The sequence below is a fragment of the Gilvimarinus japonicus genome, from assembly GCF_042847215.1.
In the GTDB taxonomy this organism is placed as follows: Bacteria; Pseudomonadota; Gammaproteobacteria; order Pseudomonadales; family Cellvibrionaceae; genus Gilvimarinus; species Gilvimarinus japonicus.
The window spans coordinates 2433483-2457472 of record NZ_AP031500.1 but is presented as its reverse complement, the minus strand read 5'-3'; the positions used below and the strand labels follow the sequence as shown (position 1 = coordinate 2457472).

Annotated in this window: 21 protein-coding genes; 15 read left to right on the top strand and 6 right to left on the bottom strand. The window is 53.1% G+C overall.

All coding sequences use genetic code 11. From position 1 onward, the window contains the following. Positions 1-7 precede the first annotated feature (7 nt). The 4 genes from infA to trxB form a co-directional block, all read right to left on the bottom strand. Positions 8-226, bottom strand: a complete 219-nt coding sequence (gene infA, locus ACGHAD_RS10495) for a translation initiation factor IF-1 (RefSeq protein WP_049722125.1) — start codon at positions 224-226, stop codon at positions 8-10. Between the two features lie 138 nt (positions 227-364). Next, positions 365-1072 (bottom strand): arginyltransferase, encoded by a 708-nt coding sequence (locus ACGHAD_RS10490; RefSeq protein WP_382415172.1) that lies wholly within the window; start codon positions 1070-1072, stop codon positions 365-367. A gap of 93 nt (positions 1073-1165) precedes the next feature. Beyond that, positions 1166-1885 (bottom strand): leucyl/phenylalanyl-tRNA--protein transferase, encoded by a 720-nt coding sequence (gene aat / locus ACGHAD_RS10485; protein WP_339614906.1) that lies wholly within the window; start codon positions 1883-1885, stop codon positions 1166-1168. Between the two features lie 149 nt (positions 1886-2034). Then, positions 2035-2970, bottom strand: a complete 936-nt coding sequence (gene trxB, locus ACGHAD_RS10480) for a thioredoxin-disulfide reductase (protein ID WP_382415174.1) — start codon at positions 2968-2970, stop codon at positions 2035-2037. A gap of 246 nt (positions 2971-3216) precedes the next feature. Between trxB and ACGHAD_RS10475 the strand changes: the two genes are divergently transcribed. The 10 genes from ACGHAD_RS10475 (at position 3217) to ACGHAD_RS10430 (ending at position 14800) form a co-directional block, all read left to right on the top strand. Then, positions 3217-5559 carry a DNA translocase FtsK 4TM domain-containing protein gene (locus ACGHAD_RS10475; RefSeq protein WP_339614908.1) on the top strand — a complete coding sequence of 781 codons (2343 nt, stop codon included), beginning with the start codon at positions 3217-3219 and terminating at the stop codon, positions 5557-5559. Between the two features lie 17 nt (positions 5560-5576). Next, positions 5577-6212, top strand: a complete 636-nt coding sequence (gene lolA / locus ACGHAD_RS10470; protein ID WP_339614909.1) for an outer membrane lipoprotein chaperone LolA — start codon at positions 5577-5579, stop codon at positions 6210-6212. A 10-nt stretch (positions 6213-6222) separates the two neighbouring features. Next, entirely contained in the window at positions 6223-7578 is a 1356-nt protein-coding gene (locus tag ACGHAD_RS10465) for a replication-associated recombination protein A (RefSeq protein WP_382415177.1), read from the top strand. An 11-nt stretch (positions 7579-7589) separates the two neighbouring features. Then, positions 7590-7967 (top strand): fluoride efflux transporter CrcB, encoded by a 378-nt coding sequence (gene crcB / locus ACGHAD_RS10460; protein WP_339614911.1) that lies wholly within the window; start codon positions 7590-7592, stop codon positions 7965-7967. 66 nt (positions 7968-8033) lie between these two features. Beyond that, a complete protein-coding gene (serS, locus tag ACGHAD_RS10455) occupies positions 8034-9320 on the top strand; it encodes a serine--tRNA ligase (RefSeq protein WP_339614912.1) in 1287 nt (428 codons plus the stop codon). Between the two features lie 3 nt (positions 9321-9323). Further along, positions 9324-10718 carry a siroheme synthase CysG gene (gene cysG, locus ACGHAD_RS10450; protein WP_339614913.1) on the top strand — a complete coding sequence of 465 codons (1395 nt, stop codon included), beginning with the start codon at positions 9324-9326 and terminating at the stop codon, positions 10716-10718. 72 nt (positions 10719-10790) lie between these two features. Continuing rightward, positions 10791-11030, top strand: coding sequence for a hypothetical protein (locus tag ACGHAD_RS10445; RefSeq protein ID WP_382415180.1), 240 nt, complete (start codon positions 10791-10793; stop codon positions 11028-11030). A gap of 84 nt (positions 11031-11114) precedes the next feature. After that, positions 11115-12464, top strand: coding sequence for a glutathione-disulfide reductase (gene gorA, locus ACGHAD_RS10440; RefSeq protein WP_382415182.1), 1350 nt, complete (start codon positions 11115-11117; stop codon positions 12462-12464). 171 nt (positions 12465-12635) lie between these two features. Continuing rightward, on the top strand, positions 12636-13085 hold the full coding sequence (locus ACGHAD_RS10435) for an excinuclease ATPase subunit (protein ID WP_339614916.1): 450 nt from the start codon (positions 12636-12638) through the stop codon (positions 13083-13085). A gap of 515 nt (positions 13086-13600) precedes the next feature. After that, positions 13601-14800 (top strand): alginate export family protein, encoded by a 1200-nt coding sequence (locus ACGHAD_RS10430; RefSeq protein ID WP_382415184.1) that lies wholly within the window; start codon positions 13601-13603, stop codon positions 14798-14800. Between the two features lie 61 nt (positions 14801-14861). Here the strand turns inward: ACGHAD_RS10430 and ACGHAD_RS10425 are convergent, their stop codons facing one another. Then, a complete protein-coding gene (locus ACGHAD_RS10425; protein WP_382415186.1) occupies positions 14862-15464 on the bottom strand; it encodes a hypothetical protein in 603 nt (200 codons plus the stop codon). Between the two features lie 108 nt (positions 15465-15572). Beyond that, the gene (gene gltA, locus ACGHAD_RS10420; protein WP_339614919.1) at positions 15573-16847 is read right to left on the bottom strand and encodes a citrate synthase; all 1275 of its coding nucleotides are present in this window, start codon (positions 16845-16847) and stop codon (positions 15573-15575) included. A gap of 786 nt (positions 16848-17633) precedes the next feature. On the opposite strand from gltA, the gene sdhC reads away from it, so the two are divergent. The 5 genes from sdhC to ACGHAD_RS10395 all read left to right on the top strand — a co-directional run bounded on the left by sdhC (position 17634) and on the right by ACGHAD_RS10395 (position 23971). After that, a complete protein-coding gene (gene sdhC / locus ACGHAD_RS10415; protein ID WP_339614920.1) occupies positions 17634-18008 on the top strand; it encodes a succinate dehydrogenase, cytochrome b556 subunit in 375 nt (124 codons plus the stop codon). Beyond that, positions 18002-18370, top strand: a complete 369-nt coding sequence (gene sdhD, locus ACGHAD_RS10410; RefSeq protein WP_382415188.1) for a succinate dehydrogenase, hydrophobic membrane anchor protein — start codon at positions 18002-18004, stop codon at positions 18368-18370. Before sdhC ends, sdhD begins: the two co-directional genes overlap by 7 nt. A gap of 3 nt (positions 18371-18373) precedes the next feature. Further along, entirely contained in the window at positions 18374-20146 is a 1773-nt protein-coding gene (sdhA, locus tag ACGHAD_RS10405) for a succinate dehydrogenase flavoprotein subunit (protein ID WP_339614922.1), read from the top strand. A gap of 14 nt (positions 20147-20160) precedes the next feature. After that, positions 20161-20865: a succinate dehydrogenase iron-sulfur subunit gene (locus ACGHAD_RS10400; protein ID WP_382415190.1), complete on the top strand. Its 705-nt coding sequence runs from the start codon at positions 20161-20163 to the stop codon at positions 20863-20865. Positions 20866-21139: 274 nt separating this feature from the next. Continuing rightward, positions 21140-23971, top strand: a complete 2832-nt coding sequence (locus ACGHAD_RS10395) for a 2-oxoglutarate dehydrogenase E1 component (RefSeq protein WP_339614924.1) — start codon at positions 21140-21142, stop codon at positions 23969-23971. Positions 23972-23990 lie beyond the last annotated feature (19 nt).

Sequence of the window (23990 nt, the reverse complement as noted above, 5' to 3'; positions counted from 1 at the left end):
CGTAAGTTTAACGCGCGCGGTAGGTGATGCGTCCCTTGCTTAAATCGTAAGGGGTCATCTCTACTTTAACTTTGTCGCCGGTTAGAATGCGGATATAGTTTTTCCGCATTTTGCCAGAGATATGCGCAGTTACCACATGGCCGTTTTCCAGCTTTACTCGAAAGGTGGTGTTGGGCAGGGTATCAATTACTTCGCCTTCAAATTCGATGTTGTCTTCTTTTGCCATTCGGCAGATTCCTCAATTTGGTCTCAAACACGTAAGTCACGGGCACGAAAAGCCGGCAATTGTGCCTGAAATAGACGCGTTAGCCAAGGGTGAAGGCGATATTTTAGCCAAACAGAGGGAAGATACGCCTAATTAGGCTTATTTAATTTGTACCCAGCGCTTATTAACCAGCATTTGCAGTGGGCGGTACTGGGTTTTATAGGCCATTTTACGGCATTCGCGAATCCAGTAGCCTAGGTACACGTAGGACAGTCCCATGCGCTTGGCCTGCTCGATCTGCACTAAAATGGCAAAAACCCCTAGGCTACGTGGTGCTAAATCGCCGGCAAAAAAGGTGTATACCGCCGAGAGGCCGTCGTTGAGTTTATCGCACACGGCAACGCCTACCAGTTTTTCCTCACAGCGATATTCGATATAGCAAGTGACGCCCCATTCGCGGCTTAAAAAGGTTTCGTATTGCTCGCGGGTGGGGGGGTACATATCGCCGTCGCGGTGACGGGTGTTAATGTAGTGCTCGTATAAGGCGTAGTGCTCGTCGGTATTGATGTCGTCAATAACGCGAAGGTCTAAGTCTTGGTTGCGTTTGGCGCAGCGTCGCTGGCTGCGGTTTGGACGAAACTGATTGACGGGAATACGGCAGGAAATACAAGCTTGACAATTGACACAGTGGGGGCGGTATAAGTGCCCGCCGCTGCGGCGAAAGCCCAGCTCGGAGAGTTCGCTGTAGAGTTCGGCGTTGACGTCGGCTTGCGGATCAATAAAGACCGTGGTCGCCTCTTCGCCCTCGAGGTAACTGCACGGATGCGGTGCAGTGGCAAACAGTTTTAAGCTTGATAAATCACTCATGCGGTACCCACCTAGGTTGTCGGTGTCCCGTTAGCGGTTGTCTTGGTTTTACTGTAGAGGAAATGTCGCGGTTTGTCTGCCCCATAGGTGCTTCTATGCGCCCCTGGGCAACTCAAGTGAGACTGTGTTATCAGGCCAGAGCGAGGCCCCGCTGGGGTCCGCCAGTGCCTGCAGCACTCGGGTAAATGTAGGGCGGGGCAGTTCGAAGGCCCCAAGGCTGTTTAAGTGGTCGCTACTGACCTGACAGTCGATTAAGCCAAAGCCCCATTTTTGTAGATAGCTCGCCAGGGTAATAAATCCGATTTTTGACGCGTTGCTCTGTCGCGCAAACATGGACTCGCCAAAAAATACCCCACCCAACGCCAGTCCGTAGAGGCCGCCCACCAGCAATTCGCCATCCCACACCTCAATGGAGTGTGCAATACCGCGCTCGTGGAGCTGTTGGTATGCATCAAGCATTTCGTCGGTAATCCAAGTGTTCGCCGTTTGCGCGCGCGGCGCGGCGCACTGGCGGACGATACGCTCAAAAGCGGTGTCGCAGGTTACCCTTAGTGTCGATTTACGTAAGGTTTTAGCCATCGAGCGGGAGATGTGTACGCTGTCAGGTTCGACCACCGAGCGCGGGTTGGGGCTCCACCAAAGTATTGGCTGGTCGTCTTCATACCAAGGGAATATCCCTTGGCAATAAGCCTGAATCAGGCGTTCAGGTCGCAAATCACCGCCGCCGGCCAGCAGGCCGTCGGGATCGGTTAGCGCCATATCGAGTGGCGGAAATTCGAGAGAATCTGGGTCGAGCCAAGGTAATTGAATCACCGCGCTATTTAATCATAAAACGGCTGGGAAGTGACATACTGAGTGCCTAGGGCGTCGCCGTTGGCCGTGGCTCAAGGTGGGCAGTTCAGTTGCCAGCAGCGCTTAAAAACGACGGTCGGAGCCGCCGTTTTTAAGGCTTTTGAGGCTGGTTAGTCGTCTAAAAATTTCTCGGCATCCAGCGCCGCCATACAGCCAAACCCGGCAGAGGTGATCGCTTGGCGATAAACGTGATCGGATACGTCGCCCGCCGCAAACACACCGGGTACGCTGGTGGCAGTGGCATTGCCTTCCAAGCCGCTGTTGATTTTGATGTAGCCATCTTGCATATTTAGCTGGCCATCAAAAATACCGGTGTTGGGTTTGTGGCCGATAGCGATAAATACGCCGGCGACATCAAGCTCTTGCGAGCTGTCATCGGTGGTGCTGTTAAGCTTTAAGCCGGTAACGCCCGAGCCGTCACCCAGTACTTCGTCTAATGTGTGGTTCCACAAGATTTTAACGTTGTCTTTGGCAAACAGCTTATCTTGCAAAATTTTCTCAGAGCGCAACTTGTCACGGCGGTGAACCAGTGTCACCTCGCTACAGATGTTCGATAAATACAGCGCCTCTTCAACGGCTGTGTTACCACCGCCGATAACAGCGACTTTTTGATCGCGATAGAAGAAACCGTCACAGGTAGCGCAGGCGCTTACGCCTTTACCCATAAAGGCTTCCTCAGAGGGCAGGCCCAAGTACTGGGCCGAGGCGCCAGTTGCGATGATTAACGCATCGCACGTGTAGGTTTCAGTGCCGTGAAGCGTAAAAGGGCGCTTGCTCAAGTCGGTCTTATCGATGTGATCAAAGATGACTTCGGTGTCAAAGCGCTCTGCGTGTTCTTGCATTTGCACCATTAAATCTGGCCCTTGTAGGTCGGCAACGCCGCCCGGCCAGTTTTCCACGTCAGTGGTAGTGGTCAGCTGACCGCCTTGCTGCATGCCTGTGATGATGACAGGCTTAAGATTGGCACGGGCCGCGTAAATAGCAGCGGTGTAACCGGCGGGGCCGGAGCCGAGGATGATTAAGCGATGATGCTTGGGTTGGCTCATGTGCAGAGGTCCTTGTTAAAAAATTCAGGCGACAATAATAAGTCAATCAATGAATGCGGGCAAAATTGTACTCTTCAATACCTTAGATTGGTAAAATTAATCAGCTTAATGGATGATATAGCCGAGATTTGCCAACTTCACCGCTCGGCAAACGCCTTTGGGCGGCCGCGATGCATTACAATAGCGGGTTACCGTGACTGCGGTGAGACGTTTTTACATAAAAGAGTTAAGCAAATAGGTACACGTTTGAGTAAAAAAAATACCAGTAAAGCGTCAGTCGCTCGGCCCGAGGCGTCTACTTTAATACTGCGAATCGTACGCGAAGGCGCGTTGATTGGTTTAGTTGCCGTATGCGTGTTCGTGCTACTGACCTTATTTACCTACGATGTCGGCGACCCCGGTTGGTCCCGCACAGGTGATAATACTCGGGTAAGCAATGCCGGCGGCCCCGCCGGAGCTTGGTTGGCGGACGTCTGTTTCTCGCTGTTTGGCTATTTGGCGTTTTTGTTTCCGCTGATGCTCGGCTATCGCGCCTGGTTGGTATTTCGCGACCGAGCTCATCCAGCGGCCTTCGATCCGGTGCTGCTGGGGCTTCGCACCATCGGCTTGGTGCTGGTGATGGTGGCTGGCACCGGGCTTGCGGTACTGCACATTGGCGGCAAAGAAAGTGCTCTGCCGTTTTCTGACGGCGGTATTCTTGGTGTGTCGGTAGCCGACTCAGTGGCCGGCGCTTTTAGTCACACCGGCGGCACATTGCTGCTGTTTGCGGTGTTCTTTTTTGGTTTAACGATTTTCACCGATCTATCGTGGCTCGGCCTGATGGATGATATCGGCCGCTGGACGCTGGAGTTAACCCGAAAAATTGGCGAGGGTTGGAGCAACTGGCGCAGTAAACGGGCCGAGAAACGAGAGGTTAAAGTGCAACAGCACCAGCGCCGTGAAGTGATCGCAACCCGTAAAAAAGAAGAGTCTAAGCGCGTACCACCGACCATCTCAGAGCCGGTTAAAAAGAAGCCTGCCGAGAGTGCGCGGGTGCAAAAAGAGCGGCAGGCCTCATTGTTTGATAAAGACACCCCAGTGGTGGGGGAATTGCCACCGATTAGTCTGCTCGACCCCGCCGATGCGCGTAGCGATAAAAGCTTCTCTAAAGAATCGCTGGAGGCTATGTCTAAGCTACTGGAGCTTAAGCTGAAAGATTTTGGCATTACCATTGAGGTAGTCTCGGTACAGCCAGGTCCGGTGGTGACCCGTTTTGAAATTCAGCCCGCGCCTGGGGTGAAAGCCAGTCGTATTACCAATTTGGCCAAAGATTTAGCCCGCTCGCTGGCGGTTATCAGTGTGCGTGTGGTCGAGGTGATTCCCGGCCGTTCAGTGATGGGCATCGAGATCCCCAACGAGCACCGCGAAATCGTGCGCTTGAGCGAGGTGATCGCTTCGGATATCTATGAAAAATCCCGCTCGCGCCTGACCATGGCGCTGGGGCACGACATCGCTGGCGAGCCGGTGATTGCCGATTTGGCCAAAATGCCGCACTTGTTAGTTGCCGGTACCACTGGCTCCGGTAAGTCGGTAGGGGTCAATGTGATGTTGCTGTCGCTGTTGTATAAATCCTCGCCCAAAGATGTGCGCTTGATTTTAGTGGACCCAAAAATGTTGGAGCTGTCGGTGTACGAGGGCATTCCGCACTTGTTGACCCCCGTTATTACCGACATGAACGACGCCTCCAATGGCCTTCGCTGGTGTGTCGGAGAAATGGAGCGACGCTATAAGTTGATGGCGGCCATGGGTGTGCGCAACTTAGCAGGCTTTAATCGCAAAATAGAAGACGCCAAAAAAGCCGGCAGCCCGATTGCGGATCCGTTGTTTGTACCCGATGAACATTTCGAGGCCGGCAGCGCTGAAGCCACACCGCCCGAGTTAGAAACACTGCCCGCGATTGTTGTGGTCATCGACGAATTTGCCGACATGATGATGATTGTGGGCAAAAAAGTGGAACAATTGATCGCCCGTATTGCTCAAAAGGCTAGGGCGGCTGGCATTCACTTGATTTTGGCCACTCAGCGGCCCTCAGTGGATGTGATTACCGGCCTGATTAAAGCCAATGTGCCTACCCGCATGGCCTTTCAGGTGTCCTCTAAAATTGATTCGCGCACCATTCTTGATCAAGGCGGTGCCGAACAGCTGCTGGGCCACGGCGACATGCTTTATTTGCCACCGGGCACCAGCGTGCCGGTGCGGGTGCATGGCGCGTTTGTCGATGATCACGAAGTGCACAAGGTGGTGGCCGACTGGAAACGTCGCGGCGAGCCCAATTACCTCGAAGAGATCGTCGATGACAGCACCAACAGTATTCCGGTACCAGGTTTGTCTGGTGGCGACGACGGCGGCGATGATGAAAGTGACGCTCTTTACGATGAGGCGGTGGCGTTTGTGCTGGACTCACGCAAGGCCTCTATCTCATCAGTGCAACGCAAACTGCGCATTGGTTACAACCGCGCAGCTCGTTTAATCGAAACCATGGAGGCGGCCGGGGTAGTCTCGGGCCCCGGCCATAATGGTAGCCGCGAAGTTCTGGCGCCTAAATCTTAAGCTGTATTGGAGATACTATGTTAAAGCAATTATTGGCGGCTGCTTCTGCTGTGCTTATGGTGCTTGGCACCGCGAGCTACGCACAAGACGGTAGCAGCGCTAACGCGTTGCGTGATGCCTTGGCCGCGACAACTAGTTTGCGTGGGCAATTTACGCAAACTTTGCGCGACGCCGAGGGTGAAGTGATTGAAAGCAGTGACGGGAGCTTTGTGTTGCAGCGCCCCGGGCGTTTTTTTTGGCACACCAAAACGCCTTTTGAGCAGCAGTTGATTAGCGATGGCGATACCATCTGGTTGTACGACCCGGATTTAATGCAAGTCACGGTGCGCCCGGTTAACGACAACCTTAAAACCACACCTGCGGCGCTCTTAAGTGAAAGCGCTGAAGGCTTGGCCGAGGCCTTTCGCATTACCCGCAGCGTTGGCCAGGACGGACACGAGGTGTTTGGTTTGGCGCCGATAAACGATGACGATAGCTTGTTTGCCCGCCTTGAACTAGAGTTTGATGGGCCGCAGCTATTGCGTATTGTGGTACACGATAGCCTTCGCCAAACCACCGAGTTTGCCTTGACTGATACCGAGCGCAACAAGCCAGTTGCGGCGGAGCAGTTTACCTTTGACGCGCCCGAAGGCGTTGATGTCTTGATCGATTGATTTTGTTTCGATGACTGATTTGTTTACCTCCGAGCCCGCCTATCAGCCGCTCGCGGCACGCATGCGGCCGCGCTCGCTGGACGATTACATAGGCCAGACGCACATTCTAGGCGCGGGCAAACCGCTGCGCGAGGCGGTCGATAAAGGCCAGCTGCACTCGATGATTTTATGGGGCCCGCCAGGGGTGGGCAAAACCTCGCTGGCGCGTTTGTTTGCCGAGCGTGCCGACGCCCGCTTTGAGACTCTATCGGCGGTTTTGGCGGGCGTTAAAGATATCCGAGCTGTGGTGCAAATAGCGCAACAGGAGCGCTCGGGCCGGGGGCGCAAAACGATTCTGTTTGTGGATGAAGTCCACCGCTTTAATAAATCTCAGCAAGACGCTTTTTTGCCCTACGTTGAAGATGGCACCTTTATTTTTATTGGTGCCACCACCGAGAACCCGTCCTTTGAATTAAACAACGCCTTGTTATCGCGCTGCCGGGTGTATGTGCTGCGCTCGCTGGATTTAACCGATACTCAGGCGATTATTCACCAGGCGCTGACAGATCGCGAGCGCGGCCTGGGTGATGTGCCTTTGCGCATTGACGACGACTCGCTGGCGCTGATGGCCAATGCCGCCGATGGCGATGCGCGTAAAGCCCTAAATTTGCTAGAGTTGTCGGCCGACCTAGCTCGCGATGACGCCGAAGAACGGGTAATCGACCAAACAGTGTTAGCCGAGGTGTTGGGCGGCGATGTTCGCCGCTTTGATAAAGGCGGCGACTTATTTTACGAACAGATATCGGCCATGCATAAATCGGTACGTGGCTCCTCGCCCGATGGCGCACTCTACTGGTTGGCGCGAATGCTCGATGGTGGTTGCGACCCGCTGTACATTGCGCGCCGAGTGGTGCGCATGGCGAGCGAAGAAATCGCCAATGCCGATCCGCGGGCGTTGCCGTTAGCCTTGGCCGCGTGGGATACCCAAGAGCGGCTGGGCAGCCCCGAGGGCGAGCTTGCTATTGCTCAAGCCATTACCTACCTCGCTTGCGCGCCTAAAAGTAATGCGGTGTATACTGCGTTTAATCAAGCGATGCGCGATGTGCGCAGCACCCCAGGCTATGAAGTGCCAATGCACCTGCGCAATGCGCCCACCAAGTTAATGAAGAGCATGGACTTTGGTGCCGAGTATCGCTATGCCCACGACGAGCCAGGCGCCTATGCGGCGGGGGAGAATTACTTACCGCGCGAGATGGCCGACCGGCGTTACTATCATCCGGTGGAGCGGGGCTTGGAGCAAAAAATTAGCGAAAAGCTGCAGTATTTGCAAGAGCAGGACAAGGCGAGCCGCTATCGCCGCTACCGTGACGATCCACCACAACAGTAAGAGGATTTACCATGCAGTGGCTCTTTGTCGCCACCGGCGGGGCTCTGGGCGCTATGTTGCGCTTTTACATTACCGCTCACCTGTACCCGGTGACGGGCAATCGCTTTCCCCTCGGCACTTTAGTTGTTAACGTGCTGGGCTGCTTTCTGGTGGCGCTGTTCTATGTGGTGATCATTGAAAAAGCCATGCTGCCGCCGTACTGGCGTCTGCTATTGATTACCGGCTTTCTGGGAGCGTTGACGACCTTCTCGACCTTCTCGCTCGACGCGCTCACGCTGTGGCAAAACGGCGTGCCGGTTATTGCGCTGCTGTATGTGCTGGCCAATGTTGTTCTGTGTTTGCTGGCAGTCACCGCCTCGTGGTATTTGGCTAACTTTGTGTTATCTTAACCGCCCCAAAAATGGGGTGCTCACGTGCCCCCTGATATTCCTCAACCGAACCGAAAAGTCATTGATATGTTAGATCCTAAACTGATTCGCTCCAATCTCGACGACGTAGCGGGCGCGCTTAAAAAGCGTGGCTTTAGCCTAGACGTTAGCCTTTTGCAACGCTTAGAAGAAGAGCGCAAGGCTATTCAGGTAAAAACTGAGCAACTGCAGTCCGAGCGTAACAGTCGATCCAAAAATATCGGTAAGGCTAAAGCCGCAGGTGACGATATTACGCCGCTGCTCAAAGAGGTTGACCAGCTAAAGCACGACTTGTCTCAGGCAGAAACAGAGCTGCACGAAGTGCAAAATAAGCTGGATGAGTATTTGTCGGGCGTGCCTAATATCCCCGCCGATGAAGTCCCCGAAGGCTTGAGCGAAGACGACAACGTCGAAGTGCGCCGCTGGGGTACACCGCGCGAGTTTGACTTTGAGGTAAAAGATCACGTCGATTTAGGCGCAGATATCGATGGCCTAGACTTTGAAACTGCCAGCAAAATTACCGGCTCGCGATTTGCTGTTATGCGTGGCGGTGTGGCGCGTATGCACCGAGCGTTGGTGCAGCTGATGCTCGATATGCATGTGGCTGAGCACGGCTATCAAGAGGTCAATGTCCCGTACATTGTCAATGCCGAATCGCTCTACGGCACCGGTCAGCTGCCCAAGTTTGCCGACGATCTGTTTAAGCTCGACGACGAGCGCGAGTTTTATTTGATTCCCACCGCCGAGGTGCCGGTGACCAACCTGCTGCGCGATACGCTGCTGGATAAAGACGCGGCGCTGCCACTTAAGTTTGTCGCCCACACCCCGTGCTTTCGCTCTGAGGCGGGCAGCCACGGCCGCGATACTCGCGGCATGATTCGTCAGCATCAGTTTGAAAAAGTCGAGCTGGTGCAGTTTGTGCGCCCGGAAGACTCCGACGCAACGCTGGAAAGCTTAACCGGTCACGCCGAAGCGATTTTGCAAAAACTCGGTTTGCCATATCGCACTGTGATTTTGTGTGGTGGCGATATCGGTTTCTCGGCGGCTAAGACTTACGATATTGAAGTCTGGGTGCCGTCGCAAAACAAATACCGCGAGATTTCCTCGTGTTCTAGTTTTCGCGATTTCCAGGCGCGCCGTCTAAAAGCGCGCTACCGCGACCCAGAAACCGGTAAGCCCGCGTTGTTGCATACCTTAAACGGCTCGGGCTTGGCTATTGGTCGCACTCTGTTGGCAGTGCTGGAAAACTACCAGCAAGCCGATGGCAGTGTATTGGTACCTGAAGCGCTACAGGGGTATATGGGTGGTGTGACGCGCATCGGCGCCGAGGGCTAACGCATGCAGTACTTCCCGTTTTTTATGCATCTGCGCGGTGAGCGCGTGCTGCTGGTAGGCGGGGGTGATATTGCCACACGCAAAGCGCGCTTGCTGAGTAAGGCGGGTGCCCACTTGGTGGTGGTTGCGCCAGAGATTGATCCGGAGTTGGAATCATTAATTAGCGCGACTCACGGCGAGCTTCGCCGCCGTGAGTATCAAACTGATGACTTAAACGGCGCGGTGCTCGCCGTGGCCGCCACCGATACGGCTGCGGTAAACGAGCAGATCTCTCACGATGCTCGCGCCCGCCAGCTTCCGGTTAATGTGGTGGACAGCCCTGAGTTGTGTACCGTGATTACCCCCGCCATTGTCGATCGCTCACCACTGGTTATTGCCATATCCAGCGGTGGCGAGGCGCCCGTGTTGGCGCGTATGGTGCGCGCCAAACTCGAAACGCTCATTCCCGCCAGTTATGGTCGTTTGGCCGCGCTTGCCAGTAAATTCCGCGAGCGAGTAAAGCAAACCTTTAGCAGTGGCGATGAGCGCCGGCGCTTTTGGGAAGATACCTTGCAAGGCCCGGCCGCCGAGTTGGTATTTAGCGGTCAGGATGCGCAGGCCGAGCAAGTGCTGCAACAGCGTTTAAACGTCAAAGCCGGTGAGACACGCCAAGGTGAAGTGTATTTGGTGGGCGGTGGCCCAGGCGACCCGGAGCTGCTTACGCTTAAAGCCCTGCGGCTGATGCAGCAGGCCGAAGTGGTGCTGTACGATCGTTTAGTGTCCCCCGAGGTAATGGAGTTAGTGCGCCGCGATGCCGACCGCATTTATGTGGGTAAACGCCGCAGCGAGCACGCGGTTGAGCAAAAGGCCATTAACCAGATGCTGGTGGATCTCGCTTGCGAAGGCAAACGAGTGCTGCGCTTAAAAGGCGGCGACCCTTTTATTTTTGGTCGCGGCGGCGAAGAGATCGAGTTGTTGGCGGAAAACAATATTCCCTTTCAGGTGGTGCCGGGCATTACCGCCGCGTCCGGCTGTGCCGCCTACGCTGGTATCCCGTTAACGCACCGTGATTACGCTCAGTCGGTACGTTTTGTGACAGGGCACTTAAAAACCGATAATGCCAATCTAAGCTGGCCTGAGCTGGCTCGCGTGGATCAGACCTTGGTGATTTACATGGGGTTGATCGAGCTTGAGGCTATTTGCCGCGGTCTAATACAGGGCGGGCGAGCCTCGACAACGCCGGTAGCCCTGGTAGAGAAGGGCACAACCCAAGAGCAGCGAGTGATCGTGAGTGACTTGGCCAGTATTGGTGAGCGGGTGGCGACTGAATCCGTGAGTGCCCCGACATTATTGATTATCGGTGAGGTTGTTAAGTTGCACCGCCAACTCAGTTGGTTTACACCTGATGCTTCGCAATAGCTAAAATTGCCCTTAAGTTTATTTGGCGTCGGCCGATATTCCTAGTATCGACTTTATTTACGAGGATGCGTCATGGTGTATTTGGGCCCCATCACTCGCCTGACACCGATTACCAAGCCAAAGCCTGCGACTGGCTACGAGCCGGATAGAGATATTGTGGTGAGTAAACAACTGCCCGAGCATCTGCCACCCGTGGTCGAACGTCGTCGGGGGGATCGTCGTAAGCAGCGCGAGAGCGCGGTGCTGGATACTCGCACCGGAAAAGATCGCCGCCGCGCTAAACCTCGCCCCAATATAGACATCGAAGTCTAACCCTCCTTATACCCCGCATGTCAGCGCCAGTGCTACACTGGGCTTTGTCTAATCGTAAGCCTGTTGTTCAGCGTGGAGAGCTTTATGCAACATTTTGATCTATTGGTGATTGGTGCGGGCTCGGGGGGCGTGCGCGCCAGCCGTATTGCCGCAAGCCTTGGTGCAAAGGTGGCGGTTGCCGAAGAGCGCTACCTTGGTGGCACCTGCGTTAATGTTGGGTGTGTCCCGAAAAAATTATTTGTCTATGCGTCCCACTTTAGTGATTTATTTTCTCAGTCGCGCGGTTATGGCTGGGCACTGTCTGACCCGCAACTCAGTTGGAAAACCCTGCGAGAAAATAAAGATCGCGAGATAGAGCGCCTCAATGGCGTGTATGGCAGGCTGCTCGATAATGCTGGCGTTACGCTGTTAGAAGGGCACGCCACATTACTGGGATCAAAGCGCGTGATGGTTGGTGATGAAGAGGTGTCAGCCGAACGTATTATTATTGCCGTGGGCGGTTGGCCCTTTGTGCCAGAGTTTCCGGGTCGAGAGCATGTTATTGACTCGAATGACGTATTTTATTTGGATGAGCTACCCGAAGAAATTGTTATTGTCGGTGGTGGCTATATCGCTGCCGAATTTGCCGGTATCTTTAACGGCCTTGGGGTCAAAACCCATTTGGTGTATCGGCGCGAGTTATTTTTACGTGGTTTTGACCGAGAAATTCGTGAGTTTATGGTCGAACAAATGCGCGCTAAAGGTGTAGTGCTGCACTTTAACGCCGATGTGACCTCGGTCAGTGTTGACGCTGCGGGTGTCCGTAACGTGACCCTCGATAACGGGCAGCAACTGAGCGCCGGCCAGGTAATGTATGCCACGGGGCGCCGGCCACTGTTGGATAACTTAGGCTTGGAGTCGACCAATGTGCGCTTGACTGACAAAGGTACGATTGACGTTGATGATAAGTTTGAGACTCACGAGTCAGGCGTGTATGCCATCGGGGATGTGGTTGGCCGGGCAGAACTAACGCCTGTCGCTCTCGCCGAGGGGATGGCGTTAGCGCGCAACTTGTTTGGTGAGGTGGGGCAGGCTGTTAATTACGATTTGATTCCTACAGCGGTGTTTACTCAGCCTAATATCGCTACGGTCGGGCTGAGCGAAGAGGATGCACGTGAGCGCTATGAGCAGGTTGCAGTGTACCAGTCGAGCTTTAAACCTATGCAGCTCTCCCTAACCGACAGCGATGAGCGCTGCATTATTAAGGTGATTGTCGATGTTGCCAGCGACCAAGTGGTGGGGTGTCATATGGCCGGTCCAGAGGCGGGCGAGATTATTCAGGGGTTGGCTGTTGCCATGACCGCCGGTGCAACAAAGGCCGATTTTGATCGGACGATAGGTATCCACCCGACCCTGGCAGAAGAGTTTGTTACTTTGAGGCAAGCAGTACGTTAGTCATTTGCCGCTATTGATTTAATGGCGGTATTAGTAGTTGCGGGCACGCGCTGCAGTTGCGATACTTTGCCCGCTGTTTTGCCTTGTCGGTGATAGCAAAACCACCAGTTTAATAATCCGGTGTGCGATGTGTAAACGCGCACCGATAGAATGATTGAAAGGAGATCAATAGTGTCGATTTTATCTAAAAAAGCAGTTTTGGGAAGTTTGGGGTTAGTGTTAGTGCTTAGTGCCGCACAATCGCAGGCCCGGGACGATGAGTCAATGCGCCCCGTTAGCGATGTGCTAGAAAAATACGAATCTAAGCTGAATAGTGATGTGGCTTTGTACTTTGGCAAACAGTCGCACCCGGCCGTAGCTAAAAAATTGGGGGAATACCCTACCAATAAAAAAACAAATGGTTTTAATAAGTCTGACAGCGAAGCGTGTGAGTGGGTGATGTTATCGGCATTGCTTTCTCTGCAAGAGCGCGCTGTACGCGAAGGTGGTGATGCGGTGGTCAATATTCGCAGTTACTACAAAAAAGATGAAGTCAGCAGCGAGACAGAGTACGAGTGTCACAATGGCGCGTTTGTGGCCGGTGTCGCTCTGATTGGTGAGGTGGTTAAACTCGAGAAATAACGTAATTTTTAGAGTTAAAAAGCGCTGCAAACGCAGCGCTTTTTTTATGCCTGCTTGTTGTGCTCGAGTCGATTAACCAAACACTCATGCAATTGTGTTTAGCGTCGCAATACGCTGGGCGTGCGATACATTTGTGCAGTAAGAGAATTGTGCACCGGTACTTACGCATTATTTAAGGGCGTATTTTGCGCCTCTCATTGAGGCACCGGGGTGTGATTGTGCTCAAATGCGGGCCGCTCGGGCTGGAAGGTATTGCCGTTAAATTTCTTAGCTGGATCTCTGGCGTACTTTCTTTTTGTGTCTTAAGTCTATGTAATAAAAGGAAAATAACTTTCCGAAAAATATATTTAGGTTTGCTGGCATAAGCATTGCTCTGTGGGGTTTAACCGCAGTGAGCCGGGGTAACAAGCAAAAGTGCGATGCACACTAAACGCTCACAAACGACCGAAAAAAAGATGTCAAAAATAGGGCGCGGTGGGAAGAAACCCGATAATTGACGAGTGTGGAGATTAGCAATGAAAAAACCAATGGTTCGACTGATGTGTGCAGTAGCGGCCGCGATAAGTGTGGGGGCACAGGCGCAAGAGGAATCGGCGGCGAGTTTAAAGCAAGCGCTGACAGAGGCCGACGTAAAGCTGAACTTGCGGTTACGCTACGAAGATGTGAGCTGGGATGGCCTGGAAGATTCAGATGCACTCACATTGCGGACGCGATTGTCGTTTACGTCCGCAGACTATCACGGCTTTGGCTTGACGCTTGAAATGGATGATGTGACGGCGCTAACAGATGTGGATTATCGTACCGCGGGTAACGACCCGGCCAACCCCGGCACCGCCATAATCGCAGACCCGGAAGGCACTGAAGTAAACCAATCGTATTTATCCTATAAGGGGCTCGATACCACATTGAAGTACGGTCGACAGCGTATCTTGTTGGATAACCAGCGTTTTGTCGGCGGGGTTGGTTGGCGTCAAAATGAGCAGACCTACGACGCGTTCTCGGTGAGCAACAAAAGTGTCGATGACGTTACCTTATTTTACGCTTATCTATACAACGTTAATCGGATATTTGGTGAAGACAACCCCATTGGTGATCACAAGCAGGAGAGTCATCTGCTAAACGCTAACATCGGCGGCTGGAGCGCTGGTACTTTGTCGGTGTATGGGTATTTACTGGACAATAAAACCGCTGCGGCGTTATCCAGCGATACCTATGGTGCACGCTGGATGGGTAAAGTAGGGGAGTCTTTTACTTATAATTTGGAATACGCAACCCAGTCTGAGGCGGGTGATAATCCGGTTAGTTACGATGCTGATTATTTGCTGGCAGAGGTGGGGGTAAGCGTTGGCGCGGTGCAGTTAGGCGGTGGTTATGAGTTGCTTGGCTCGGATGATGGTGTGGCCGCTTTTAGTACACCCTTGGCAACACTGCATAAGTTTCAGGGGTGGACAGACCGTTTTTTAACAACCCCGGATGATGGTGTTGAGGATTTGTATGTGAGTGCTAGTGGTGCCTTGGCGGGTATTAAACTCGCTGCTAGCTATCACGATTTAGCGTCGGATTATGGCAGCACCGACTACGGCCAAGAGCTGGACCTGAGTGCTGCCAAACAATTTGGACCGGTAACGGTACTGCTTAAGTATGCCGACTATCAGGCGGATGAGTTTGGCAGTGATACGCAAAAGTTTTGGTTGATGTTTAATGCGACCTTTTAGGTCTGTTTCGAGAGTCTAAAAGTGGCCGTTGTCCGTAACTATTTTAAAATGCTGTTACTCTTTACAAATAGTTTTCGAGCCAGCGGCGAATCTCTTTTTGGTGTCGTCTGCCCGTAAGGTTTTCGGTATGAATGTGCACCGGGTTTAGGCAGGCGTTACCCTGCTTGTCTTTGCTAAAGCAAAACCGTCGGTTGGCCCCTACGGCTTGATTTTCTGAGCCGTATAGGCCAATAACGTAGATACACAGCGATTGTGCTTGAGCCGCGATATCCTGCTGCGAAGCTTCGCTTGCGATGCGCTGAATGATATTGTCAAATTCCCCCATGTCACGATAGTCACCGCCCTTTAGTGGTCCCTGAACCGTAGTGCTTTTACTTCTGTCCTTGTCGGTAATTTCTAAATCGGTGACCGAGCAGCGGTAGGTTTTGTCGCCAACGTCTATTTCGGCAATTACTAGTGAGACGTAAAAGGATTGTTCGCTCATATTGCAGATAAGGCAGCGCGACTGTAGGGCAGTTCCCAAGCTTTGATTGATCAAAACTTTTGGCCGCAACTTGCGGCGGTAGTCACGCAGTAACAGTTGTGCGTACAGTATCCAGATGGCCAGCATGCCGGCGTTGATTAATACTGATAAGGGGCCTTGGTTCTCTGCAAGCCAGTTCAATACTCTTACTCCCGTTATGTGCTGAAACAAAAAGTCTACTGTTTTTAGGGGCGGAATTTAAGGCAATAAAAAAGGCCCCGAAGGGCCTTTGTCAGAGCAACTAATGGCTTATGCCGGATAATCGCGCTGGGTGTAGCCGGTGTACAACTGGCGCGGACGGCCAATTTTATAAGGTTTGCTGACCATTTCGTCCCAGTGTGCGTACCAACCAACGGCGCGGCCGGTGGCAAAAATAACGGTAAACATCTCGGATGGGATGCCAATGGCTTTCATGATGATGCCGGAGTAAAAGTCTACGTTGGGGTAGAGTTTCTTCTTAATGAAGTACTCGTCTTCCAGGGCGATTTTCTCCAGCTTTTTGGCGATGGCCAGCAGTGGGTCATTCTCGAGTCCCAGCTCGGCCAGTACTTCGTCACAGGTTTGTTTCATCACTTTGGCGCGCGGGTCAAAGTTTTTGTAAACCCGGTGACCAAAGCCCATCAGCCGGAATGGGTCCGCTTTGTCTTTGGCTTTATCAACATAGGTGTCGATGTTGTCGACGCTACCGATCTCTTCGAGCATGCTCAGCACAGCCTCGTTGGCGCCGCCGTGAGCAGGGCCCCACAAGGTGGAGACGCCGGCGGCGATCGCCGCAAACGGGTTGGTGCCGGATGAGCCAGACAGGCGCACGGTCGAGGTAGACGCGTTTTGCTCGTGATCGGCGTGCAGCAAAAAGATGCGATCCATGGCCTTGGCCAGTACCGGGTTTACTTTGCTGTCGCCGGCTTTGCCAAAGGTCATGTTTAGGTAGTTTTCGGCGTACTCAAGGGCGGCGTTAGAGTCGACAAAATCTTCGCCTTTGAGGTGCTTGTAAGTCATTGCGGCCAATGTGGGCATCTGACCGATTAAGCGGAAAGCTGTGGTGTCACGGTCTTCCTCTTTGGTGATGTCGGTCTCTTCGTGATAAACCGCCGCTAGCGCCGCAACGGCGCTGCACAGCACCGCCATAGGGTGAGCGTCTTTCGGGAAGGTTTGAATCAGGTTGGCAACGGAGGGGGCGACAGCGGAGTGATTTTTGACAGCGTCAACAAATGCTTTTTTCTGGTCGGCGTTAGGAAGTTCGCCTTTTAGCAGTAAATAGCAGGTTTCTAGGTAGTCGGAGTGCTCTGCCAGCTGGTCGATGGGGTAGCCGCGATGCAGTAAAACCCCTTTGCCGCCATCAATGAATGTGATTTGTGATTCACACGATGCGGTGGACATAAAGCCCGGATCATAAGTGAAATAACCGTTTTTTGTCAGGCTGGTGACATCAATGACGTCTGGACCAACGGCGCTGGCATAAATAGGCAGCTCTACGTCTGCATCTAGGCCCTCGACCGTTAAACGTGCTTTTTTGTCAGTCATTACGGACTCCTGTAGTTACTTGACGGGCTCGACTGCATCTTGGCGGTCAAACCGATAAATTACGTGACATGCGACCGCATGGCTCCGGCCCAGCAAGGGTGCCAGTAATGGGTCTGTACGTTATATACATGGGTTGTGAAGACGAATCAGGCATATACCATTCGGTATGCTGCAGGTCGCGCTCACCAGGTGGTGTTGCTGCGGCTCTTTACCGAGCTCTTTGTTTGCGTCGAGCCAGAAGGTTAATCCGAGTGGCTCGTCGTGGCTCTGTCTTAAACTATATTCAATAGAACAATCTTTAAGGCAACACATTTCTGTGGCAGGGTGAGTCAACGCCCCTGACATCAGGAGGCGGCATTATAGATGAGATTTTACGCTTAAGCATAGCTTTCGGGGGTAAACGCGATATTTTTGTTCTATTTTATTGCTTGAGGCTGGCGGTTTAATGAGCTTGTGCGCGATCTCGGTGCGCTCGGTAAGGCCAATTTGGGGCGCGGGGCCGTTTTTGCGCGGTTATGGCGCAAATCAACCCAGCTTGAATGGGCAATTGTGTCGGGAAGTGCTTGGAAAATCGGCAAAAAATCCCTTTTTGTGAGTTTCCTTTTTATTTGTGTTTCGTCAGTCAAATCCCTATAATATGCCGCGACTTGCAGGATGCGGCTGGGGGTCGTCTGCGGCGCACAATTATGGCGCATGTTGGATGGTCTCGCTTTATTCATGGGCGATAGACCCAGACGCTGATTCTTACAAACCGGCCTCACAAGGGCAAAAAGGTGATTAGCTACCGTGAACAAAAATAGACCTGTCAATCTCGAATTATCGACGATTAAACTACCCTTACCAGCTATTGTCTCCATCTTACATCGCGCATCAGGCGTGTTTATCTTTGCCGGCGTGGCGGTGTTGTTGTGGATGCTCGATTCTAGCTTAAGCTCCGAAGAAGGTTTTGCCGCCGTCCAAGACGCGCTGGCGAGCCCTGTATGCAAATTCATTATCTGGGCGGTGCTTGCGGGCCTTGCGTACCACTTGGCAGCCGGGGTCCGACACTTAATTATGGATTGTGGCGTGGGTGAGAGCCTGGAAGGTGGTCGCTTAGGCGCCAAGTTGGCGTTGGTGTCAGCGGTAATTTTGATGGTTTTGGCAGGGGTTTGGGTATGGTAACGGCAATTACAAATTTGGGCCGCAGCGGCCTGTATGACTGGCTAATTCAGCGCCTGAGCGCTGTGGCCATGACCGCCTACTTGATTTTCTTAGTCGCTTACTTGGTTGTTAACCCCGATTTAGATTTTGGTCAGTGGCGCGCGTTGTTCGATCAGCTTTGGATGCGCGTGTTTAGCTTGATTACGCTGATGTCGATTGTGGCGCACGCGTGGATCGGCCTCTGGGCCGTATTAACTGACTACATTACTAACCAGACGCTAGGTGGCAAGGCCACTGTGGTGCGCGTATTTGCTCAGGTTGTCCTGGGTGTTGTCGCCATCACTTATACCGTCTGGGGTATCCAAATCATCTGGGGGCTTTGATAGATGGCTAATATGCGCACGATTTCTTTTGACGGCATTGTTGTCGGTGGCGGTGGCGCTGGTATGCGCGCTGCGCTGCAGCTGGCCCAGTCTGGTTACAAAACAGCGGTAATTACTAAGGTTTTTCCTACCCGTTCGCACACAGTGTCGGCTCAGGGCGGGATCACTTGCGCGATTGCCAGTGATGATCCGCAGGACGATTGGCGCTGGCATATGTACGATACCGTTAAAGGCTCCGATTATATCGGTGACCAAGAGGCTATCGAGTACATGTGTTCGGTGGGCCCTGAGGCTGTGTTTGAGCTTGAGCACATGGGTTTGCCTTTTTCACGCACCGAAGAAGGTCGTATCTATCAGCGTCCCTTTGGCGGTCAGTCGAAAGATTTTGGTCGCGGTGGCCAGGCGGCGCGCACCTGCGCGGCGGCAGACCGTACCGGTCACGCTCTGTTGCACACCCTGTATCAAGGCAATATTAAGCACAACACGGTGTTTCTGAACGAGTGGTTCGCCGTCGATCTGGTGAAAAACGAAGATGGCGTTGTGGTAGGTGTTATCGCCATCAATATGGAAGACGGTGAGACGGTTTTCATTAAGTCTAAAGCGACTGTATTGGCCACTGGTGGGGCAGGTCGTATTTTCGCCTCTACCACTAACGCCCACATTAATACCGGCGACGGTATTGGTATGGCGCTGCGCGCGGGCTTCCCGGTGCAAGATATTGAGATGTGGCAATTTCACCCCACCGGTATTGCCGGTGCCGGGGTGCTGGTTACAGAGGGGTGTCGCGGTGAAGGCGGCTACCTGATTAACAAAGACGGCGAGCGCTTTATGGAGCGCTATGCCCCCAATGCGAAAGACTTGGCTGGCCGCGACGTTGTGGCTCGCTCGATGGTGTTGGAAATTTTGGAAGGCCGTGGTTGTGGTGAAAATGGCGATCACGTATTCCTTAAACTAGACCACTTGGGTGAAGAAACCCTAAACGCCAAGCTGCCAGGTATTTTGGAGTTGTCTCGCACCTTTGCGCATGCCGACCCGGTTAAAGTGCCGATTCCGGTTGTGCCTACGTGCCACTACATGATGGGCGGCATTCCAACTAACGTTAGCGGTCAGGCGTTGCGTCAAGATGAAAATGGCAACGATCAAGTGATTGAAGGGCTGTACGCCTGTGGTGAGGTGGCGTGTGTCTCTGTACACGGTGCTAACCGCTTGGGTGGCAACTCACTGCTCGACTTGGTGGTGTTTGGTCGCGCTGCCGGTCAATACATCGAAAAAGCATTGCGCGAAGGTGTTGAGTACCGCGAAGCCACAGACGCTAATATTGAAGCGGCTATGTCACGCCTCAATAGCTTAAACAACTCGACTGGCGGTGAGTCGGCGGCGGTGCTGCGCACTGAACTGCAGAATGTTATGCAGAATCACTTTGGGGTGTTCCGCAAAGGCGAGTTTATGGAACAGGGCATTAAGAAGCTTGCCGAGTTGCGTGAGCGAATTGCCAATGTCGCACTCGATGACAAAAGCAACGCGTTTAATACGGCGCGTATCGAGGCGTTGGAGCTGCAAAACTTGTTTGAGGTGGCGGAGGCGACCGCTATTGCCGCCGATGAGCGCAAAGAGTCGCGCGGCGCACACGCGCGTGATGACTTTACCGAGCGCGACGATGAAAACTGGTTGTGTCACTCCATGTACTTCCCGGCCGAGAAGCGGGTGGGTAAGCGCGACGTGAACTTTGCGCCTAAGACCATGGCCAAGTTTGAACCAAAAATTCGTACATATTAAGGGGTGGGCCTACTATGTTAAAAGTAGAATTATATCGCTATAACCCAGAGACCGACTCCAAGCCCTACATGAAGAGCTACGAGCTCGACACGCAGGGTAAAGATTTGATGGTTCTTGATGTTTTAGAAATGTTGAAAGCTCAGGACTCTTCTATCGTGTACCGCCGCTCGTGCCGTGAAGGCGTGTGTGGCTCGGACGGTATGAACATTAACGGTAAAAATGGCTTAGCCTGTGTTACCGCGCTTTCTGAGTGTATAAAAAATAATACGCTGATCTTGCGTCCACTGCCGGGGTTGCCGGTGATTCGCGATTTGATCGTGGATATGTCGCAGTTTTACGCGCAATACAACAAAATAGAGCCATATTTGCAAAATGAAAGTCCCGCTCCGGCCATTGAGCGGTTACAATCCCCAGAAGACCGTGCCAAGCTGGATGGCCTGTACGAGTGTATTCTCTGTGCCTGCTGTTCAACCAGTTGTCCGTCCTTTTGGTGGAATCCCGATAAATTTATTGGCCCCGCCGGCCTTTTGCAGGCCTACCGCTTCTTGGTAGATACCCGCGATGAGGCGACGGAGCATCGCCTGGCAAACTTGGATGACCCGTTTAGCGTATTCCGCTGTCACGGTATTCAAAACTGTGTGGCGGTATGCCCCAAGGGGTTAAACCCTACACGGGCGATTGGTCATATTCGCTCTATGTTATTGCGCAGTGCAACGTAGCGCGGAGTCGGGTTATATGAACGAGTAAACAGATGCGCTGCCCGGTTGTAATGTGTTGTTACAGCCTGCGGCGCATTTGTGTATGTGCCAAACTCTGAAATGGTGCGATTAAGCGGCGGGCCCGGCCACAAGCGGGGCGCGTTTTGGAAGCTAACGGCTATTTATAGCAGGGGGGCTTAGGGCATCACCTGAGCCTGTTCAGTCTGTCAAACTCGCGAGCCTGACCTGGCTTGCGTGCGGCTGACCGGATAATCCCCGTAAAAAGGTGGGTGGAATGCAAGACAGCATTATGGAGAGGCTATGGAGTACGTCCCATATATCTGGTGGGAATGCTTCGTATGTGGAAGACCTCTACGATATTTATTTACACGATCCTAACGGCGTGCCAGAGCAGTGGCGCGAATACTTTGATCAGTTGCCCCGAGTCGAGGGGGTGGTCTCGCAAGACTCACCACACTCGGTCATTCGCGAGCAGTTTGCGCAGCTGGCTAAAAACCGCTCGCACAGCGCCTCGCCAACCGCTGCCTCAGCCATCTCTATTGAGCATGAGCGCAAGCAGGTTAAAGTCCTACAACTGATTAGCTCTTACCGTTTCCGCGGTCACCAGCGCGCCAAGCTCGACCCTCTCGGCATTATGGAGCGCGAGACAGTTCCCGATCTGGACTTGGCCTATCACGGCTTAACCACAGCCGATCTCGATACTACCTTTCAAACCGGCACCATGTTCATTGGTAAAGATGCCGCTCCGCTACGAGAAATTGTCGAGGCGTTAGAGCAGACCTATTGTGGTCACATCGGCCCAGAAATCATGCATATTACCAACTTGGCCGAAAAACAGTGGCTGCAGCAACGGCTTGAGAGCGTGCGATCCAAGCCGACTTATAACGCCGAGCAGAAGTTGTCGGTGTTAGAGCGCCTGACCGCGGCCGAGGGGCTTGAGCGCCACCTGGACAGTAAATACCCGGGTACCAAACGTTTTGGTCTAGAGGGTGGCGAGAGTTTTATTCCGCTGGTTGACGCGGTAGTAAAACGCTCAGGTTCTTACGGCGCCAAAGAGATCGTGTTGGGCATGGCTCACCGTGGTCGTCTTAACACCTTGGTGAATGTGTTTGGTAAAAGCCCTGCTGAGTTGTTTGGTGAGTTTGAAGGTAAACGCCTGGTCGATACCTCGGGCGATGTGAAATACCACCAAGGCTTTTCCTCTAATGTGATGACCCCTGGCGGTGAGATTCATATGGCGATGGCGTTTAACCCGTCGCACCTAGAAATTGTTTCGCCTGTGGTTGAAGGGTCGGTACGCGCTCGCCAAGATCGTCGCGATGACCATGTGGGCCATAAAGTTGTGCCGATCGTTGTGCACGGCGACGCAGCTTTTGCCGGGCAGGGCGTGGTGATGGAGACGTTCCAGATGTCTCAAACCCGCGCCTATAAAACCGGCGGCACGCTGCACTTGGTGATTAACAACCAAGTGGGCTTTACCACCAGCCGCCGCGAAGATGCGCGCTCGTCGGAGTACTGCACCGATACCGCAAAAATGGTTGAGGCGCCGATTTTTCACGTGAATGCCGATGACCCGGAAGCGGTGTTGTTTGTGGCTCAGTTGGCGACAGACTATCGTTACGAGTTTCACAAAGACGTTGTTATTGATCTGGTTTGTTATCGTCGTCGCGGCCACAACGAGGCCGATGATCCGTCGTCGACTCAGCCGGTGATGTACAAAAAAATTCGCAACCATAAAACCGTACGCACGCTTTACTCCGACGCCATGATTGAGGCGAATGTAGTGAGCAAAGAAGAGTCGGCCAAAATGATGGACGACTATCGCGCAGCACTCGATCGCGGCGAAAGTGTGGCCAGTGGTTTGGTGTCGGAGCCTGACAGTTCACTGTTTGTCGATTGGTCGCCTTATATTGGTCACGACTGGCAAACACCGGCCGAGACCGGCTACGAGTTGAAAGCACTGCAAGCGGCTGCTTACAAAATGTGTGACGTGCCAGACGGTGTGGTATTACAACGCCAAGTGTCAAAGATTTACGACGATCGGCGTAAAATGGCTGGCGGCGCGCTGCCTATCAACTGGGGGTTTGGTGAGACACTCGCTTACGCCACGTTGCTAGAGCAAGGTTTTCAGGTTCGCTTGACCGGTCAAGACGTTGGCCGCGGAACGTTTTCGCATCGCCATGCGGTGATACACAGCCAAAAAGATGGCACCAGTTACACTCCACTGGCACATATGAACGAAGAGCAGCCCGCTTTTGATTTGTACGATTCGTATTTATCCGAAGAAGCTGTGCTCGCGTTTGAATATGGTTATGCCACTACCATGCCCAAAGGTTTGGTAATTTGGGAAGCGCAGTTTGGTGATTTTGCCAACGGTGCACAAGTGGTGATTGACCAGTTTATCACCAGTGGCGAACACAAGTGGGGCCGCCTGTGTGGCCTGACAATGTTATTGCCGCACGGTTATGAAGGGCAGGGCCCTGAGCACTCATCTGCGCGTCTCGAGCGCTTTATGCAGCTGTGTGCCGAGCATAATATTCAGGTGTGTATCCCCACGACACCTGCGCAGGTGTTTCATATGCTGCGTCGTCAGGCGATTCGGCCAATGCGTCGCCCGCTGGTGGTCATGAGTCCAAAATGGATTCTCCGTCACCCGCTGGCAACCTCCAGCATTGAGGAGTTATCCGAGGGCACATTCCAAAATGTGATTGGCGAGAAAGACATTGATCCGGCCAAAGCCAAGCGCGTTGTACTTTGCAGCGGTAAGGTTTACTACCACCTGTTAGAGGAGCGCATCAAGCGCGAACAGGATGACGTCGCATTGATTCGTCTGGAACAGTTGTATCCGTTCCCAGAAGAAGAGCTTAAAGCGGCGCTTGCCCCTTTTGCCAACGTTAAAGACGTTATGTGGTGTCAGGAAGAGCCAATGAACCAAGGTGCTTGGTATTCGAGCCAACACCATATGCGCCGCGTTGTGTACGACTTAAACCCCGAGTTGTTTTTAGGTTACGTGGGTCGCGATCCATCGGCCGCACCAGCAGCGGGTTATGCCTCGGTGCACCTGGAAGAACAAAAACGTTTTATCAACGAAGCATTGAGTGTTTGACACGCAAACTGCAGCACAG

Coding starts and splice junctions, on each gene's coding strand:
- infA (WP_049722125.1), bottom strand. CDS start 226: ATGGCAAAAGAAGACAACATCGAATTTGAAGGCGAAGTAATTGATACC.
- ACGHAD_RS10490 (WP_382415172.1), bottom strand. CDS start 1,072: ATGAGTGATTTATCAAGCTTAAAACTGTTTGCCACTGCACCGCATCCG.
- trxB (WP_382415174.1), bottom strand. CDS start 2,970: ATGAGCCAACCCAAGCATCATCGCTTAATCATCCTCGGCTCCGGCCCC.
- lolA (WP_339614909.1), top strand. CDS start 5,577: ATGTTAAAGCAATTATTGGCGGCTGCTTCTGCTGTGCTTATGGTGCTT.
- ACGHAD_RS10465 (WP_382415177.1), top strand. CDS start 6,223: ATGACTGATTTGTTTACCTCCGAGCCCGCCTATCAGCCGCTCGCGGCA.
- crcB (WP_339614911.1), top strand. CDS start 7,590: ATGCAGTGGCTCTTTGTCGCCACCGGCGGGGCTCTGGGCGCTATGTTG.
- serS (WP_339614912.1), top strand. CDS start 8,034: ATGTTAGATCCTAAACTGATTCGCTCCAATCTCGACGACGTAGCGGGC.
- cysG (WP_339614913.1), top strand. CDS start 9,324: ATGCAGTACTTCCCGTTTTTTATGCATCTGCGCGGTGAGCGCGTGCTG.
- ACGHAD_RS10445 (WP_382415180.1), top strand. CDS start 10,791: ATGGTGTATTTGGGCCCCATCACTCGCCTGACACCGATTACCAAGCCA.
- gorA (WP_382415182.1), top strand. CDS start 11,115: ATGCAACATTTTGATCTATTGGTGATTGGTGCGGGCTCGGGGGGCGTG.
- ACGHAD_RS10430 (WP_382415184.1), top strand. CDS start 13,601: ATGAAAAAACCAATGGTTCGACTGATGTGTGCAGTAGCGGCCGCGATA.
- gltA (WP_339614919.1), bottom strand. CDS start 16,847: ATGACTGACAAAAAAGCACGTTTAACGGTCGAGGGCCTAGATGCAGAC.
- sdhD (WP_382415188.1), top strand. CDS start 18,002: ATGGTAACGGCAATTACAAATTTGGGCCGCAGCGGCCTGTATGACTGG.
- sdhA (WP_339614922.1), top strand. CDS start 18,374: ATGGCTAATATGCGCACGATTTCTTTTGACGGCATTGTTGTCGGTGGC.
- ACGHAD_RS10400 (WP_382415190.1), top strand. CDS start 20,161: ATGTTAAAAGTAGAATTATATCGCTATAACCCAGAGACCGACTCCAAG.
- ACGHAD_RS10395 (WP_339614924.1), top strand. CDS start 21,140: ATGCAAGACAGCATTATGGAGAGGCTATGGAGTACGTCCCATATATCT.